Source organism: Vibrio sp. 10N.286.49.B3 (assembly GCF_002873395.1).
GTDB lineage: Bacteria > Pseudomonadota > Gammaproteobacteria > Enterobacterales > Vibrionaceae > Vibrio.
Map to the genome: position 1 here is coordinate 1 of NZ_MCUV01000026.1, position 17,959 is coordinate 17,959.

General features: G+C 39.8%; 17 protein-coding genes. 6 read left to right on the forward strand and 11 right to left on the reverse strand.

Annotation, left to right across the window (positions count from 1 at the left end):
- Positions 1–77: 77 nt before the first annotated feature.
- The 10 genes from BCU68_RS09720 to BCU68_RS09765 all read right to left on the reverse strand — a co-directional run bounded on the left by BCU68_RS09720 (position 78) and on the right by BCU68_RS09765 (position 9,088).
- Positions 78–578, reverse strand: a complete 501-nt coding sequence (locus tag BCU68_RS09720) for a transposase (protein WP_102564585.1) — start codon at positions 576–578, stop codon at positions 78–80.
- 113 nt (positions 579–691) lie between these two features.
- Positions 692–1,171 carry a DUF6653 family protein gene (locus tag BCU68_RS09725; RefSeq protein WP_102564586.1) on the reverse strand — a complete coding sequence of 160 codons (480 nt, stop codon included), beginning with the start codon at positions 1,169–1,171 and terminating at the stop codon, positions 692–694.
- A 141-nt stretch (positions 1,172–1,312) separates the two neighbouring features.
- Positions 1,313–1,699, reverse strand: a complete 387-nt coding sequence (locus BCU68_RS09730) for a tautomerase family protein (protein ID WP_102564587.1) — start codon at positions 1,697–1,699, stop codon at positions 1,313–1,315.
- A 103-nt stretch (positions 1,700–1,802) separates the two neighbouring features.
- A complete protein-coding gene (locus tag BCU68_RS09735) occupies positions 1,803–2,501 on the reverse strand; it encodes an aspartate/glutamate racemase family protein (protein ID WP_102564588.1) in 699 nt (232 codons plus the stop codon).
- Positions 2,502–2,721: 220 nt separating this feature from the next.
- Positions 2,722–3,240 carry a GNAT family N-acetyltransferase gene (locus BCU68_RS09740; protein WP_102564589.1) on the reverse strand — a complete coding sequence of 173 codons (519 nt, stop codon included), beginning with the start codon at positions 3,238–3,240 and terminating at the stop codon, positions 2,722–2,724.
- Between the two features lie 145 nt (positions 3,241–3,385).
- Positions 3,386–3,922 (reverse strand): hypothetical protein, encoded by a 537-nt coding sequence (locus BCU68_RS09745; protein WP_102564590.1) that lies wholly within the window; start codon positions 3,920–3,922, stop codon positions 3,386–3,388.
- A 703-nt stretch (positions 3,923–4,625) separates the two neighbouring features.
- Positions 4,626–5,063 (reverse strand): hypothetical protein, encoded by a 438-nt coding sequence (locus BCU68_RS09750; RefSeq protein WP_102564591.1) that lies wholly within the window; start codon positions 5,061–5,063, stop codon positions 4,626–4,628.
- Between the two features lie 133 nt (positions 5,064–5,196).
- The gene (locus tag BCU68_RS09755) at positions 5,197–5,895 is read right to left on the reverse strand and encodes a hypothetical protein (RefSeq protein WP_198591715.1); all 699 of its coding nucleotides are present in this window, start codon (positions 5,893–5,895) and stop codon (positions 5,197–5,199) included.
- 860 nt (positions 5,896–6,755) lie between these two features.
- Positions 6,756–7,787 carry an L-threonine 3-dehydrogenase gene (gene tdh, locus BCU68_RS09760; protein WP_102564592.1) on the reverse strand — a complete coding sequence of 344 codons (1,032 nt, stop codon included), beginning with the start codon at positions 7,785–7,787 and terminating at the stop codon, positions 6,756–6,758.
- Between the two features lie 107 nt (positions 7,788–7,894).
- Positions 7,895–9,088, reverse strand: a complete 1,194-nt coding sequence (locus tag BCU68_RS09765; protein WP_102564593.1) for a glycine C-acetyltransferase — start codon at positions 9,086–9,088, stop codon at positions 7,895–7,897.
- A gap of 189 nt (positions 9,089–9,277) precedes the next feature.
- On the opposite strand from BCU68_RS09765, the gene BCU68_RS09770 reads away from it, so the two are divergent.
- From BCU68_RS09770 to BCU68_RS09790, 5 genes are all read left to right on the forward strand, one after another.
- Entirely contained in the window at positions 9,278–10,207 is a 930-nt protein-coding gene (locus BCU68_RS09770) for a LysR family transcriptional regulator (protein WP_102564594.1), read from the forward strand.
- A 258-nt stretch (positions 10,208–10,465) separates the two neighbouring features.
- Positions 10,466–12,010 carry a polysaccharide lyase 6 family protein gene (locus BCU68_RS09775; RefSeq protein WP_102564595.1) on the forward strand — a complete coding sequence of 515 codons (1,545 nt, stop codon included), beginning with the start codon at positions 10,466–10,468 and terminating at the stop codon, positions 12,008–12,010.
- Between the two features lie 244 nt (positions 12,011–12,254).
- Complete coding sequence (locus BCU68_RS09780) at positions 12,255–12,713, forward strand: isoprenylcysteine carboxylmethyltransferase family protein (protein WP_102564596.1); 459 nt, start codon at positions 12,255–12,257, stop codon at positions 12,711–12,713.
- Between the two features lie 303 nt (positions 12,714–13,016).
- Entirely contained in the window at positions 13,017–15,134 is a 2,118-nt protein-coding gene (locus BCU68_RS09785) for a sensor domain-containing diguanylate cyclase (protein ID WP_102564597.1), read from the forward strand.
- Positions 15,135–15,249: 115 nt separating this feature from the next.
- Entirely contained in the window at positions 15,250–16,497 is a 1,248-nt protein-coding gene (locus BCU68_RS09790) for a sensor domain-containing diguanylate cyclase (RefSeq protein WP_102564598.1), read from the forward strand.
- A gap of 34 nt (positions 16,498–16,531) precedes the next feature.
- On the opposite strand, the gene BCU68_RS09795 is transcribed toward BCU68_RS09790, so the two are convergent.
- Positions 16,532–17,050: an NUDIX domain-containing protein gene (locus BCU68_RS09795; RefSeq protein ID WP_102564599.1), complete on the reverse strand. Its 519-nt coding sequence runs from the start codon at positions 17,048–17,050 to the stop codon at positions 16,532–16,534.
- Between the two features lie 196 nt (positions 17,051–17,246).
- Between BCU68_RS09795 and BCU68_RS09800 the strand changes: the two genes are divergently transcribed.
- Positions 17,247–17,483 carry a DUF333 domain-containing protein gene (locus BCU68_RS09800; protein WP_241901344.1) on the forward strand — a complete coding sequence of 79 codons (237 nt, stop codon included), beginning with the start codon at positions 17,247–17,249 and terminating at the stop codon, positions 17,481–17,483.
- The last annotated feature ends 476 nt before the right edge of the window (positions 17,484–17,959 follow it).

Sequence of the window (17,959 nt, forward strand, 5' to 3'; positions counted from 1 at the left end):
CGCTCGCTCTAAGCGACTGCCTCTCTGACATGCTTCATGGATGAGTGCAACGATATTTTGCCTTTCTTCGGTTGAGGTTAGTCGTCCTCTGGCTCTTCCCCGTAAAAGGCCCTCAGCTTTTTTCTTAGCACCAACAAGGCGGCTGTTTCTGCTAACGCTTTTTCTTTAAAGCGAAGCTCTTTCTTCAATTCTTTGATTTCATGCTTGTCGGCTTTAGCTTGTTTCTTTGCCTCGGCTTCACGTTCCTTCGATGACATGAACCCCTGCATACATTCGCTGCGCCACTGCTGGACTTCTTCTGGGTACAACCCGTTTTCACGACAGTACTGGCTTAATTCGTTTTCTGTCATAGAAAACGTCGCAGCGACAATGGCTAACTTAGTTTGCGCAGACCAATGCTCTGAAGGGGTATGACTATTTGGCACAACGGCTCCTGATTCTCGAAGTTGTTTGCGCCAATAATACAGTGTCGCATCGCAGATGCCTTCTTCTTTTGCTACTTCGGCCACAGAGCGAGAGTGTGGGGGCAACAACTTTTTCAATACTGCTTCTTTTCTTTCTTGTGAGTAACGAGACATATTTCCTCTGTTACCGCCCCTCTGATTGGTTAATTTTTAACAGTGACAACTAGCCTGACACAGGGGGACACCTGGGATTTAGTGTTGGCTGCGTGACACTTAATACTTGTTTATTATGCCGAATTTGAAGACTCATAAAGCCAAACCATACGATCCAAAAACCACATTTTAGTTAGGTATACATAAGCCATGCCGTGAAGAGTAATAGCTAAATCTAAGCTCCACATACCGTAAATCAGTATAATTCCACCACAGGATTGAAGCACATTTAATATTACTATTACTTTTAAGTGGTCTTTTGGTATTGGCACTTCTTTCCTATTCATAAACACGCGCTCACCTAATACAGCTTTAGCGCCCCAACTATTAAAGTGCTTTGGCTTAGAAAACAATGTTGGATTTATCCAAACCCAAAAGATAAGAACCGAGATAGGAATAAGGCAATACCACCCAATCCAAACTCGAGACCAAATACTTAAAACAATAAACGGCAATGTAGCAAATCTAGACCAAACCGACCAAGGGTTAGCATGTTTTAACCAACTATCATTATCTGGTAGAAATAATTTTGATAAAGCTTTATCTAACGCCAAGATACCCTCCGATGTCATTCAGCATCACGTCGCAATAACACGTTTACTGCGACACAGACTTGACTGAATTTTACCGCCTTAACCACTGAAACTAAAGACAAAGCTAGAGCGCCGAATGTAGTAAATAATGCTGATGTTTTATTATACGTTGACCTGATATTTCAGATCTTTTGCTTCATCGCCAGTCATGCCTCTGAAACCCCAACAATGCGCTGGTTGCTCTTTAATGGTAATTTCAACATCAATCGGTAATATTCCTAATTCACACTCAATTGTAGAGAATAAAGACTTAATTAATGCCTTTTTCGTTTCAACCGTCCTACCTTCCATCATATTTATTTCAATCACGGTATAAGCATTACTACGACCATCTGGATAATAGTAATCTTCTTTATCCATCGGTATAAATCGATGGGCACGTTTATCTTCTGGCATACCCAGAACTGATTCCATACACCCGTGAATAACATCTGAGAGTTGTGCTTTTATAGGATTGAGCTTTTCTTTAATTCCGAAGATTACGATCATATCGACTCCTTACGTAACGTATAACGCCCCACTAAGAGACTAATAATTGTTGCCTAAAATTGTTGGTTATAATGTGGAGCGATGTGAAGCTTAACCAACTGTTTTAGCTCTGTTTAATTGCCCATTCAACAGCTTTTTGAGCATGAATATATGTTGTGTCTAAAAGTGTTATTTCAGTATCAGTTTGCTCAACCAACATACCTATTTCTGTACAGCCAAGAATTACGGCCTCCGCCCCTTGGTTAGCTAAAGATTCAATAATTCTCAAATACTCGATTTTAGAGGCAGGAAGTGAATTACCTAAGCAAAGCTCTTTATAAATTACATTATGGACAATTTTTCTATCTGCTTCATTAGGTACTAGAACTGTTAATCCATAATTTTCATTTAACCTACCTTTATAAAATTCTTGCTCCATTGTGAAAGCGGTTCCCAATAAGCCAACAGTTTTAATTCCTTTTTTAACAAGAACTTCAGCAGTTGCATCTGCAATGTGTAACAGAGGAATATCAATTGCTTTTTCTATTTGCGGAGCTACTTTATGCATAGTGTTTGTACAGATAAGTAAAAAATCTGCGCCTGCATTTTGCACATTTTTAGCAGCTCCAGAGAGTATCTTTGCGGTACCTTCCCAATCACCATCATGCTGTAACTTTTCAATGGGATCGAAATCGACACTGTACATAGCGATTTTTGCTGAATGAAGACCACCTAAAGAACCTTTAACACCTTCATTGATTGCTCGATAATACCCCACTGAACTTTCCCAGCTCATACCACCTAAAAGACCAACTGTTTTCATGCAAACCCTCGAATTATAATTGCAATATCAACGTCCGGTTAATTGGCAAACAACGCTACCTACCAATCTAGTCGTGATTTAGACATTCAGTCAGCCGCTGACTCAGGTGCCCAACCATGACTATTCCCCCAGAAACTAGCCAACTGTTCATTTCTAGAGATGATGTTTTTTACATTAGATTCGTACATATTTCCTCTGAGTGACATAACGCTTTATACCGTTACTTACAGTTAACCCAATACCTAGCCAAAGGATATGGAAAAACCTTACCTATAACGATCTGTTCAAACTCACCACCATTAGCTTCGATGACACCACGAGATGCAAAGTTATCCTCATCAGCGGTCAGTAGTGCTCGTTCGATGCCAAGTGCTAAAGCTATCGAAAGAGCAAGCTTTAGCATTAACTTACCATTACCCTTTCCACGATATGAGGGGGCTATATCGTAGCCAATATGCCCAGCTTCTAAAGCGAGAAAATCATTGTCGATATTGTGACGAATCCGAATAGCTCCAAGGATACACCCGGTACTATCGATCAGCCAAAAGTGACTACATGGCACATAACCCTCACGTAGGTTTATACCCGCAGCTTCGTCACTCAAACGCTGAACATATTTGGAAAAATCAGTTTGACCTTCAAGGTAGTAGTCAGCATTTTCGACATCGTTTTGAACAAAGTCCCTATAGAAATATTCGAAAGCAGACTTAAACTCTTGCGATGGTACAACTAACTCCATGTAGTTTTCTCCGATAAGGTATAACGCCCGCTTAATTGGCAGAAAACGCTACCACTATACTCCACCTGAAATGCCAGAAACACAGAGCTTGGCAATTGGTAATAAACCCGCCAAGCGTTGACTGCCCTATTGAAGCGTTTGTTCGCTATTTGATAAATGAATTACTTTTTTCATATTGCGATACCATTTTCGCTGAGTACGACTTCAGTTCCGCTAAGTATTCAGAGATATTCTTAGGGTCTTGTGAATCAGCGTTATGTTCTATAGTTGTGTCGTCAATGGTGAGAACAAAGTTTGGATGGAACTCTGACTGATAGGTTACTTTGGTAACTAGGCTAATTGTGGCACTTTTAGTCCATCTCACGCTATCGATGGATAGCGGTTCTTCTTTTTTATCCTCTCTGTTTTTATTTACCTTGTCTAACATCTCGATTAGATCTTCACGAGCAGAAGAATAGAGATCTTTAGTATTTGCGTAAACAGACGTTGAAGTATGTTTATCACCTTCGAACGTAACCTCATATGTAGAACTAAGTGTCTCACGGTAAACTTCACCCAGCCTAATTTTTCCTGATGTCAGTTCGATTACATTACTAAATTGTTTGAAACTATTGAGCTGTTCTATGCCAAGAAGCCCTGAAGCAACGACGATAGATGCACCTAATACCAACATACGTTTCATATTTCATACCTTATTATATATACAAATTTTGATGCAAATAGCTAACATTATATTACTGTGCATGCGCATCGGCACTTTTCACTAGTTAATTCACCACTAGCAACAGCCTGGTTATTAATACAAACAAAATGCGCATGCTCACTTTGTTTTTCTCTTATACCGCCGAAGCAATACCACTATCTACTAGTGCCCTACTGTCGCTATCTTGATGTTGGTTGAACAAACATCAACGCTCATTTTATAAACAACACATTAGCAACTTAAACCGCCAAGATAAACGCTTCAGAACCATCAATGAATATTTCGTGCGGTACATCTTATTTATTAGTTATTTAACTGTGACTTTACACATTAAACAGCACCGAATTGAAAACCAATCGAGGCAGGTATGTAGTGTCCGTGTTGCCAGCATGAGATGGCTTACGTGGGAATAACTCGACCGAGGTAGCCGAAAGGTGAAGATGATAAGGATACTGACAGAAATATAATTAAAGAAGAAAGAACACAATAGAGAGTGAAGAAATCGCTAATCTATTGATAAGGTTACTGTTGTAACCTTATCTCAACCTCACTCGCCTTGAGAAAAGTATCAAGGCGATGCACCCACCATACAAGATTGCACAATTTACTAATAATAAGTGGCTTCGGGCTTGTTCAACACCCGGAATTTAGTGTTGGCTGCACAACACTTAATCCTTTTTTGTTATGTGCCTGCAAGGTGATGCTCTATATACCCAATAGTTTCCGATTTATCGTATCGACCACCAGGAGTCCAATTAACAAAAATATCATCACCTTTAATTATATCAAGGTCACTATACTTCTTACTCAAAGGATTTGTATTTTCACCAAGAATTGGGGAAGTAAATCCATTAAACTGATCGCAAGTTAAATCATATATTAGATCATCTACTAAAACCCAATAATGCCTGTCATCATTAGGATGATCATAGCCCTCTACAACTGCAACTTTGCTGTTAGGTATATGTATACTTACAAGGTGAGCAAATACTCTTGATGCTCCCTCACAACTGTTTTTAGGAAACTGAAACGAATAGGAAAACAAGTTAAATTTTTCCCGAGAACCTTGTTCATATACAGACCTAACTTTTAACGCTAGATCAATAATCGTATTTTTCAAAATTACTCCTCAAACGCACGGATTAAATTGGCACATAACGCCGCACTAAGCGGACTAAAATAGTGGGTTAAAATGTGTAGCGAATCGAAACATAACCTACTGTTTTAGTTCCATTTAAGTGCCTTATTAGCCATTAAATCACATTCAGCTCAGCTTTCATTTGTAATTTAACTTTTTCATGTATTTCTGCTACTTTTTCACCTGATTTGAGGTTCTGTTCTTCATATGGTTTTAACAATGATTGATCAGCCCAAAATTCAGGTTTAGACATAAACTGTGTCATAGCAGTCGCATCATTCGTTGACTTTGTTACTGCAAACTCTAATTCATTAAGCAACAAATCAAGTTCAACACTAGATATTAACCTAACACCATGGGTTTCCGTTTTTAGCGTAAGTAGCTCATTATTCAATTCTTGAGATAGTACGTTAATTGAATTACTAAAGTTATGAATTGCCACATTCTGCTCTTCTTGAGTACCATTCATGAACGCAACTAAAAATTCACCAATTATAGGCTGAAAGCTTTGTACAATCATTGAGTTAGTTTTACTATGAAACCCTTCTAATAAAGCAAAGTATTTTGTAAATTGCTCACGTTTATCTATATATTTAAACTCTCGTTTTTTAACATCTAAAGAATGCTGTTTCTTAATTTCTTCCATTTCTGTTTGAAATTTTGCAATTATCTTTTGCTTTTCATTCTCTAATTCGAAAACATCCTCTTTAAGAGCTTTATTCTTTCCTTTCTCTTTTGTATAAGCAGTCAAGTAAATTGACAATGCACCAAAACAAAACGAAATAAAGGCGATAAAAGCATCATACTCGGTCACAGCAAATCCTTAATGGCTAACATTATATTACTACGCATGCGCATCGGCACTTTTCACTAGTTAATTCACCACTAGCAACAGCCTGATTATTAATACAAACAAAATGCGCATTCTCACTTTGCTTTTTTCTTATACTGCCAAAGCAAGATCTCTACCTACTATTACCAAGACTCGTTATCTTGATGTTGGCCGAACAAAAGCATCACCGCTCAATTTACAAACAACACACTACCAACTTAAACCTGCAAGATAAACGCTTCAGATCTATTAATAAATATTCCGTGCGGTGTATCTAATTTATTAGCTATTTAACTGTGACTTTACACATTAAACAGCACCGATTTGAAAGCCAATCGAGATAGGTAGCAGGTACGTGTTGCTAGCATGAGATAGCTTGCTTGGGAATAACTCGACCGAGGTAGCCGAAAGGTGAAGATAATAAGGATAATGGCTGAAATAGAATTAAAGGGAAAGACCACAATAGAGAGTGAGAAAATTGCTAATTTATTCATAAGATTACTGTTCTAATCTTATCTCAGCCTCACTCGCCTTGAGAAAAGTATCAAGGCGACGCACTCATCATGCAAGATCACTTGCTTTCTCTTATACCGCCAAAGCAATTTCTCTATCTTTTACTGCCCTGCCCTGATGATATTTTTTGGCTTAGAAGCAAACTAAAGCACTATCATTGATACTTTCTATGACAAAAAAAGCCCCAAAATATTATTGGGGCTTTTTCACATCTCTTGGGGCTAAATTGGGGCTTTTTTATGGGTTAAGTAAGGCTATATTGTCCTTTTTAGTGATTTATCACCACTCGACAATCCGGCAACACCTAGACCATAAATCCCTAATCTACCCTACTCCCAATCAAGGATAACTTTGCCTGAAAGCCCGCTACGCATAGCGTCGAAGCCTGCTTGGAAGTCATCAACCTTGAAGTGGTGAGTGATGATTGGAGTCAGATCTAGACCTGATTGGATAAGGCTAGCCATCTTATACCACGTTTCGAACATTTCACGGCCGTAGATACCTTTGATCACCAAGCCTTTGAAAATCACTTGGTTCCAATCTACTGACATGTCCGATGGTGGAATACCCAGTAGAGAAACCTTACCACCGTGGTTCATGTTCGCTAGTAGGCTGTTAAACGCTGATGGGTTACCAGACATTTCTAGACCTACATCAAAACCTTCTGTCATACCAAGCTCAGACATCACATCTTCAAGCTTCTCTTCCATTACGTTGACTGCGCGAGTCACACCCATCTTCTTAGCAAGATCCAGGCGGTATTCGTTAACATCAGTAATAACGACATGACGAGCACCAACGTGACGAGCCACTGCAGCTGCCATGATACCGATAGGACCAGCACCTGTGATTAGCACGTCTTCACCAACGAGATCGAAAGAAAGCGCAGTGTGAACAGCGTTACCAAATGGGTCAAAGATAGACGCAAGATCATCTGAAATCTCAGCAGGGATCTTGAACGCATTGAATGCAGGGATCACTAGAAACTCAGAGAATGCGCCAGTACGGTTTACACCAACACCCGTTGTATTACGACAAAGGTGAGTACGACCGCCACGACAGTTACGACAATGACCACAAGTGATATGACCTTCACCAGAAACGCGATCACCAAGCTCAAAGCCACGAACGCCTTCGCCAATACCAACCACTTCACCTACGTACTCATGGCCAACAACCATAGGGACAGGAATCGTGTTTTGTGACCACTCATCCCAGTTGTAGATGTGTACATCAGTACCACAAATTGCTGTTTTCTTAATACGGATAAGAAGATCGTTATAACCCATTTCAGGTTTATCGACCTCAGTCATCCAAATGCCTTCTTCCGGCTTAAGTTTCGCTAATGCTTTAATTTTCATAATCTTACCTAATTCATCTCGCCATACCGATAAGTAAAGCGAGAATCAAAATATAATCGTTATCTAATGGTGTTCGTTTTTATCAATGTGTCGACGATAAACTCGAATTAGATGATACCCATGTCTTTACCAACTTGGATAAATGCATCAATAGCACCGTCTAGCTGTTCACGTGTATGTGCTGCTGACATTTGTGTACGGATGCGAGCTTGACCTTTTGGTACCACTGGGAAAGAGAAACCGACTACGTAGATGCCTTTTTCTAGTGCGCGTTCTGCAAATTCTGCTGCAACTTTCGCATCACCAAGCATAATTGGGATAATCGCGTGATCAGCACCGCCCATAGTGAAACCTGCCGCTTCCATACGAGTACGGAAGTGTGCCGAGTTTTCCCAAAGTGTTTTACGTAGGTCACCAGACTCAGCAAGCAGATCAATAACACGAATAGATGCTGAAACAATGGCAGGTGCTACAGAGTTAGAGAATAGGTACGGACGAGAACGCTGACGTAACCAGTCAATCACTTCTTTCTTACCAGACGTGTAACCACCTGAAGCGCCGCCCATTGCTTTACCTAGCGTACCTGTAATGATGTCGATACGGTCAACAACGTTATGGAATTCGTGTGTACCAGCGCCATTTTCACCCATGAAGCCCACAGCGTGAGAATCATCAACCATCACTAGTGCTTCGTACTTATCCGCTAAATCACAGATAGCAGGAAGGTTAGCAACCACGCCGTCCATCGAGAATACGCCATCAGTTACGATTAACGTGTTACGAGCGCCCGCTTCTTTAGCAGCAATTAACTGTTGCTCTAGCTCTTGCATGTTGTTGTTCGCGTAACGGAAACGCATTGCTTTACATAAACGCACACCATCAATGATTGACGCGTGGTTTAGTGCATCTGAAATGATCGCGTCTTCTTTACCTAGAATCGTTTCGAACAAACCTGTGTTCGCGTCAAAACAAGAGGTGTATAAGATAGTGTCTTCTTTACCAAGGAAAGTAGATAGCTTTTGCTCAAGCTCTTTGTGTGAATCTTGCGTACCACAGATAAAGCGAACAGAAGCCATACCAAAGCCGTGCTCGTCCATACCGTTTTTAGCCGCTTCGATAAGCGCTGGGTGGTTAGCAAGACCAAGGTAGTTGTTTGCACAGAAGTTAAGTACGTCTTGACCTGTTGAGATAGAAACGGCGGCTTTTTGAGCTGATGTGATAATGCGCTCAGACTTGTAAAGCCCTTCAGTTTTCACTTCTTCAATTTGGTTTTGAATCTGTTGGTAGAATGCAGAAGACATCGTTATTTCCTTCCTAAAGATGAATTGCCGAGAAATGAGTCTCGGTAAAATGCAGGACCGATAGCATCTTTCCCGCTTGATTTATTGCTGGCTAGTTTAGTCGATCTTAAAGCGTGGTATTATCCTATGAGATGGAAAAACATTAATGAACCACAGGCACAAATAAACATCGCTACGGTAGGAATCACTATGCTCCAAGTAAAACTTATTACCCTGCTCCCAGATCTCGCTTCTTTCATTTTAGTCGTAAATGAAGGTAGCTTCACTGCTGCGGCTAAAAAGCTCGAAGTCACGCCCTCAGCACTCAGTAAGTTGATCACCCGCTTAGAAAAGGCACTTTCGGCTAAGTTGTTTGAACGCACGACTCGTAAACTGATCATCACGCCAACCGGCAAGAAAGTGTATGACCAAGCTGTCATCATGCTCAATGCCGCCGAACAAGCGATTGAAGTGTCAAAGTCCGATCACTTAGACCCATCAGGATCAATCACCATTGCCGCTCCTGAAGCTTTCCTTAACTCCGTCCTCGAACCGTTAGTCATCCCATTTTTAGGTGCCTACCCTAATATTCAATTAAAATTGCGCGTGATTGATGGTGAGATTGACATTTTCCAGCATGGGATTGATATCGCGTTTAAATTAACCGATAAGCCCGATGAGAATTTAGTCTTAAAAGAGATCGGCAAAACCAACTTAGTCTTATGTGCCAGCCCAGATTATTTAGCTCAGCATGGCTTACCGCGTCACCCGACAGATTTAGTGATGCATGACTGTTTGTATTTGGCTGAAACGACCAAAGATAATGTGTGGGATTTTTTTAAAGAGGATCTTTTTCATAGCGTGGCGGTTTCAGGGCGATATGCCGTTAATCACTCTCAAATGCGCCTTAAAGCGGTGAAAGATGGTTTAGGAATTGGCATATTTCATGATTTTGTTATTCAAGATGCTTTAAATAGAAATGAAGTTATACCGGTACTGGAAGATTGGACGATAAAAAGTAACTACCATGGTTCGATTGCCATGCAGTTTGCACAGACCAAATACATGCCAGCAAGACTGCGAGCCTTTATTGATTATGCAATGGCTAACCTACCATCAGGTTTATCGGATAGCGTCTGATTTGTCATACATAAATCTAAGATCGCTAAAATATTTAGCCTATCTCTCGTTTAGTTTAACGTAAATAGTGTGCTTCAGATCAAACTTTTAAGCGAATTGTATGTCATAAACACGATCTAGATCGATAACAATACATATAATACTACAAATATAGCTTGAACCTTTTATAGTCGCAGAAAAAGAAACATCATAAAGAAAGCTACCCTAATTAATTTCTTTAAATTATCTCCACTCTGTGATTAATCAAAGGTCTATACGATGAAAAAAACAACACTCGCTACATTACTCCTGCTAAGCATCACACAAGCTTATGCATTCAATGTTGATGATGTAACTCGTGAAAGTTTATTAGCTAGCGAACGTCTACAAACGATCGCTAAACAAGATGTACAAGCTAGCTCTCAGAAAAATATCGATGCCCTTAAAGCACAGTTTGCCAATGTAAAAGATGGCGATGTGATTACTATTCCGGCGGGTAAATACCCAGACTTCGGTTACATCGAAATTGCAGCAAACAATGTAACGATTAAAGCAGAGCAACCAGGCACCGCTTGGATGACGGGTCTTTTACAATTCGACATTTTAGGTGATGACGTTACTTTAGACGGTTTAGTTTTCACAGAAGGTGGTCCTAGTGAGCGTATGGGTGGCGTACGTTTGAAAGGTAACAACAACACACTTCAAAACTCAACGTTCTACTACTTCAACGATGATTACGCTTATGAGCCAGATGAAGCTCGTCAAGAATACCCTCGCTACCTATGGTTATCGCTATGGGGTAAAGAGGCAAAAGTCATTAATAACCGCTTTGAAGGTAAACAGAAGCGCGGCACGTTAATTGGTGTTCAAAAGCCTGACGATACGGTTGATAATCACACTATCGAAAACAACATCTTCCTAGACATGCAGCAAAACCAGCACAATGAATTAGCGATTAAAAAAGCGGTTCGTTACAACGCAAACAGCTGGGAAGCTATCCGTATTGGTGATAGTAAAGCATCTCAATACCCTTCAAACACAAGCTTTAGCAATAACCTACTAATCAATATGGACGGTGAGCGTGAGCTAATTTCAATTAAATCTGGCGCAAACACTATCTCTGGCAACACGATTTTTGAAAGTGCGGCAATGGTTTCACTACGCCACGGTAAAGCGACGATAGTTGAAAATAACGTTATTCTAGGTAACGAAAAAGACCTAACTGGCGGTATCCGTATTTACGATGAAGACCACATCATCAACAATAACTACATCAGCAACACTCGCGGTACAGAAGGTACTGTTGAAGGTAATGCGGATGTACGTGGCGCGATCGTAATTAACACCGGTATTATCGATGTTAAAAATGGCGAGAAGCTATCACAAGCAACGAAAGGCAAAGAGCTAAACAAACAGTGGACGCCAAAGAACCTACAAATTTCAAATAATACTATTATCGATGCACAGTGGGGGATCATCCATGGTGACCAAGCACACCGTGTCAGCCTATTTGATAATAACGTTGTAGAAGATATCTACGCAGGCGACCACATCCACTTTAGCAATAACCTAGTAAGCACAGGTTCTGACGATCAGTTTGCAGCTCGTGCAAGTGAAGAGTTTGCTTTAACTAACGCAACTTACACCAATGAAGTTTACGGTGGTCAAGTTGTACACCCTGAACTCATTACTCACTTCTCAACAACGGTTCCAGCTCTACAGAATGTGAATGGCTTCCAGTCAGCTGAAAATGTTGGTGCTGATGTTAACAAGTTAACAGTGATCACGGCTGAAATCGCAGGTCCTACTTATGTAATCAAATAGCCGCGTTAGTCAATATACGCTGCTATCACATCAATCGTTTTATCTGATGAGTAAGATAAAATGATGAGCGAGCCCTTGATGACCTTTCATCAGGGGCTTTTTTCTATGTGCTATTATAAATATCACATTCCTCCCTTTTTAAGCGCCGCAAATTTTGACAAAGCTGATAAGATCACAGCACCCTTTCATTTTTAATGATAGTTTCGACCAAAAGGTTAGACTTTAAAGAATAAAGGCTATATAAATGATAGAGTTAGATTTAAAAGTACCACCTTTGCTTGTTTTGGTCATTTGTCTGCTTCTTATGCTGCTACTTGCTATGGTGCCCGCTTACCTGGATATTTCCGGAGTAACGGCAGAAATTGCGATGATCGTGGGTGTTATCGGTGTGGGGGTTATGTTCTCGGGTTTTTTCGAATGTCGTAAAGCACGAACCACGGTTCACCCTCAACTAAAACATGAAACCACAACGTTGGTACAAAGTGGGATCTACCAATATTCTAGAAACCCCATGTATCTTGGGATGTTATGTGTGCTTATTGCTTTTGGGGTGTATATACAAAGTATCGCTTCGTTTCTTATTTGCCCTGTTTTTATCAGTTATATAAATCGATATCAGATAAAACCAGAAGAAAAACACTTAGCTCATTTATTTGATGATGAGTATGTCGCCTATAAAAATAAAGTTCGCCGCTGGCTATAGTAATAGAGATAGAGATAGAGATAGAGATAGTGCGATGGTATTAACAAAGCGCGCTAAGTAGTCAGTTTAATAGCGATAATTAGAAATTAATCTGCTATATTGCTCATGAGATTTAGCATACAACAAGCTCTATATGCAATTGATAACGATGAGGAATTTCCGTATTTTAAAAATTGACATTGTATTTTGATAAAAATAAGACAATAAGAGACCCATTACAAACAAATGTTCCGATATTTTCAATGTCATAGAGCCATTGCTTGTAATTGATTTCCGTTTTATGAGTAAAAAAGAGCAACCATTGTGGATAATGTAATCATCACCAATACTCAGCAGCTTTTAGATGAAAGTTGGATTGTTATGCAATCTGACGCTACAAAAGCATTCGCGATTATAGACGATGTCCTATCAAGCGAAGGGCACAATATAGCGATTGAAGCTGAGTGTGCATTACAATTAGGTTGGTGCCATATCTACAGCGGTTCTCCAGAGCAAGCGACCGAACATTTTCTACGTAGTGTTCAACTGTTCAACCAACAAGACAACGCTGAAAAAATAATTCGTAGTTTAAACGGCCTTGGCTCTGCCTATATGGAGCAAAGCTTATTCAAATCGGCCGTGACCACGTTCACCCAAGCGATTGAGTTAGTCAGTGATTCAAATCAACCAGAGTTAGCTCTTCCAATCCATCTCAATATTGTCAATATCTACCTACAGCTTGATGATATGGATACGTCGTTAACGGCTCTAAGCGAAATAGAAAAGTTAATCACGACGCAACCGTTAGTTGATACTATTGGTGATGATAACCTCAGTATTTATCATAGTTCGATGGCTGAAGCCTTGCAGGTAAAAGGATCACTGTCTCAAGCAGAGCAACACATCCACTTAGCCACGCGCTTAGCAAAAACGAGCCAATGCAACACGGCACTATTTTCAGCGGCGCTCTGCTCGGCAAGGCAGCGTTACTTTCTAGAGCAAACTCAAGCGTCGACCAACCAATACCTGCAATTAATTACCGACTACACCCTGTCTAGCGCGGGTATCACTTTTTACCAAGCACAGTATGAATATGGCTGTGCCCTTTTCCAGCTCGGTGCTTACCACAAAGCCATCGCTATTTTTGAGCAGCTGGTTCTTAACCATAATCACACCAATACACCGAGCAGAATCATCAAAGCCTCGGAAGTGTTGAGTCAATGTTATGCCCGTATCAGTTCCTTTGAACACGCTTATCATGCACTGCAACAAGCCAAGCAAGAGCAAGAGCGCCTTGATGGCATTGAAGCTCAACAACAACTTATTTTATTCCAGCAAAATAAACGCATTGCTCACTTAACCAAAGAAGCAAAACATGAGCGTAAAATGCGCTTGGAACTTGAGTTACTGCACGAACGACTTTTACTGGTTGAAAAAATCGGTCAAAACCTCGCATCCAGTCTTGATATAGAAGAAATCCTTGCGACCTTTTATACCTCAATTTCTAAAGTAATGAAATTAAGTGCGATTGCTATGGGTCTGTATAATGAAGAGACTAAGTGCCTAGATTTTGACTACTCCATCGCTTTCCAGGAACGTGTCGACGCTTTTCAAATTCCATTAAGCGAAGCCAGCAGCTTGAATGCTAAATGCTTTATAAGACAAGAAATGCTCTTAGTCGATGAAAGTGGTCTGGCAGGCACAAGAAGTCATGGGCTTCATAACATAAAAATGAAATCCGCTGTTTATTTCCCGCTTAATTTTATTGATGAGAAGCTCGGTGTTATTACTCTACAAAGCTCTTATGCCGATGTTTTTGACTCTCAAATGCTCTCTTTGATACACAGTTTAGCGCATTACCTCAGCATCGCGGTTCGTAATGGCCGAACTCACAATCAGCTGATCGAATTAACGGCTAAAATACAGCAAGAAAAGCAAGAGATTGAGCAAGCTAAAACGGAAATTGAATACCTTGCACTACACGATGGATTAACACAACTGCCTAACCGTCGCATGCTAATCAGCTGTATCAAGCAACGCATTGCAGAGTGCGATGCTAACCACTGTCGATTCCAGCTACTCTATTTTGATCTTAATGGCTTTAAAAAAGTTAACGACCAATATGGCCACTCAATTGGAGACAAGCTATTATTTGCCCTATCTTGTCGAATAAGAGCTTTTTTACCACAACAAGATTTAGTGGCGCGTATCGGTGGTGATGAGTTTGTGATTTTGACTTCTTGTTCAAACAATAAAGAGCAACTACCTGATTTAATTCAAAGTATTCACGATGAACTTAAATCACCTTTTATTATTGATGATCTCGTACTCAACATTTCGCTAAGTTTAGGCAGTGCTGAATACCCAACCCATGGTCTCTCTTTTGATACCCTACTTAACCATGCTGATTCTGATATGTATAAAAATAAATTTAATGATTAAAACTATACATTAGCAACGCACTAGCGACTGGCAATGAATACCATAATTACAAAAAACCGCCAGAGCATAACCAATAACTCGTAACTCTTTACACTTAAGAATCCAATAGGTCATTATGCCCCTTACATCTCACCAAGACCCTTCTTTTGGCATTATTATTCATCGTAACTTTAAGCCGCTTTTCGTTAATGATGATTATGCGCATATTTTTGGCTTTAATTCAGCTGAAGAAGTGATGGCCCTTAGCTCTATATTTGAACTCATTGATCCGACCTTTCATGAAGTTGCTCAAGACAATTATAATGATCTTATACAAGGTGGAAAAATCCCCAAAACACCGACGATCCGCAGTTTCATCAACCAAGATAAAGATGGTCGCCTGCTCTCTATTATTGCTTTTGATAACCTAATTGAGTGGGAAGGAGAACCAGCAGTCCAGGTCAATGTGATCAATATCGATATGTTGGATCATGAGCATACTAAACTGCTTAAACAAGAACAGAAGTACAAAGATCTCTTTTGGAATTCAACTCAGGGTTTTATCGTACACAGAAATTTCAAGCTGCTAATGGTTAACCCTGCCTTCGCTAAAATGATTAAGGCAGACTCTATTGCGCAACTGATGGCTATGGATAGCCTCAAATGCATCATAACCCAAGATGGTCTTGAATTTGCGATAGAACAAAACAGAAAGCTGATGAACAACGAGATAAGCGACTCTGATGTTGTTATTGCAAATATTGATTTTGAAGGCAATATAAAATACTTTCATATCCTTGAAAGTAAGATAGATTGGGATGGCGAGCCTGCAATTCAAATATCCTTGATTGATGTAACAGAGACCCATCTCTTAGAAAAAAAGATCCGCTATCAAGCCTGTCATGATCCACTCACCGATGTGCTCAATCGTCGTGGTATCCTCAATATTGTCGAAGATAAGCAAAGTCAGCATGAGCAAATAGCCTGCTTATTACTTGATCTTGATGACTTCAAAAATATTAACGACCAATATAGCCACTCTGCGGGTGATTTTGTTTTAAAAGAGTTTGCTAAACTTTGCTCTTCGCTACTACCTAGCTCAGCTTACTTAGGTCGTTGGGGTGGCGAAGAATTTATTATTTTTAATACCATAGAAAAACCTGAAGACGCTTTTTCTATGGCAGAAACTATCCGAAATCATTGTGAAAATCATGCCTTTACTTACCAAAATCAGCCGCTAAAAATTACGGTTAGTATTGGGGTGAGCATTAGTGCAACACTACCCCACAATATTGATAAAATGATCAGCCAAGCCGATAAGAATATGTATCTAGCAAAAAACGCAGGTAAAAATAAATATTTGGCTAATCATAATGACAAATAGCTTAATTAAAAACAGCTAAGTCGCTGGAGAAGACTTATAACATTTCTTTGGCTATGAGGTGCAGTAAATAAGTTTCACGCTCAATGCTTAGACCTTTTTTACTGCTTTGCGCCATGGTCGTTTCATTATGCTTAATCGCTTCGTGGATATTAACCCACACCGGATGCATGCCATTGCGTAGTTCATGCGCTTCATAGGCCGTTGCACCAAGCTGTTGGTCTATTTTGCATGTGTAGCAATATGAGATCATGTGAACGACATTGGCATCATTTTTATGCCACGGACGAAACTCTTCAAAAATGCCAAAAGGCTTAATTGAATGAATGTTGTTTGCACCCGTTTCTTCTTGCAACTCTCGTAGCATACCAGCGATCGGGTCCTCCCCTTCATTAAGCCCCCCTCCTGGGATGGTATAATCATCGTAGCGCTGTGTATAAAGTAATAATATCTCTTCTCCATTGAGCACTATCGCACGAGCAGCATTACGCTGATAAATGGACTGATTATCAAGATGGGTAACCTCTGGATGGATCATGGTTTTAATGTGGCGCATAGAAAAGGCTCGCTAAAATCTGAATGAATAGTGTTGCTAAGATCGGGGCGTATTTATAAATATGATAGTACACGAGTTTTTAACTCAATCCGTTACAAGTGTATTAAAACTACTCTACAATGAAAAGAGTAAGAATAACGTATCAGCTAGATAAGAGGTAACTATGAAAAAGGTCTCCATTTTTATTGGTGTAGTGATGGGTATGACACTGACAGGCTGTGCTCAATATGAGCAAGACGAAGAGATAAAAAACTATACAAAAATGTCAAACCCAGCAGCGGTTTACTGTGCTCAAAAGGATGGTAAATTAGAAACGGTTAGTGAAAATAAGCGTCGAGTAACATACTGCAACTTGCCAAATGAAGAACGTGTCGAGCAGTGGGAATTCTATCGTAACAATCATACTGATGATGGCATGGAAATTAAGCAATAAACACGATCATTTTATCTAAGCATCGGATTAATAAAATGTTAAATTAATCCGATATTTAGTATTTTAAACGAACACTCTACTTGCCATTTCAGCACTCACATCAGAATACTACTCTACCGATAGCAATATTTTACGCTCAACGAGATTCACAGGGCTCATAGGCCTAACTAAATTTTTTGTATCTAACGATATTATTTTGACAGTGATATGGACGGATATGTTGTAATCTATAGTTTTATTAATAAGCGGTATTGCAATTTTTGTAATATCGTATATAAACCTTATTCAAGAAAACCAAGCGTGACCTGAAGACTTAATAGATACATTAATAATCGTCAATTCTAGTCTCATTTGGGTATTGAAATGGCGACTTGAACTGGTCAGTTTATTGTGTTTTAGCGCCTACGAGTCTAATCAACTCTGGTCAACGTACACTGACCACTAAGAATGTTGAAACCATACACAAATCAATATTA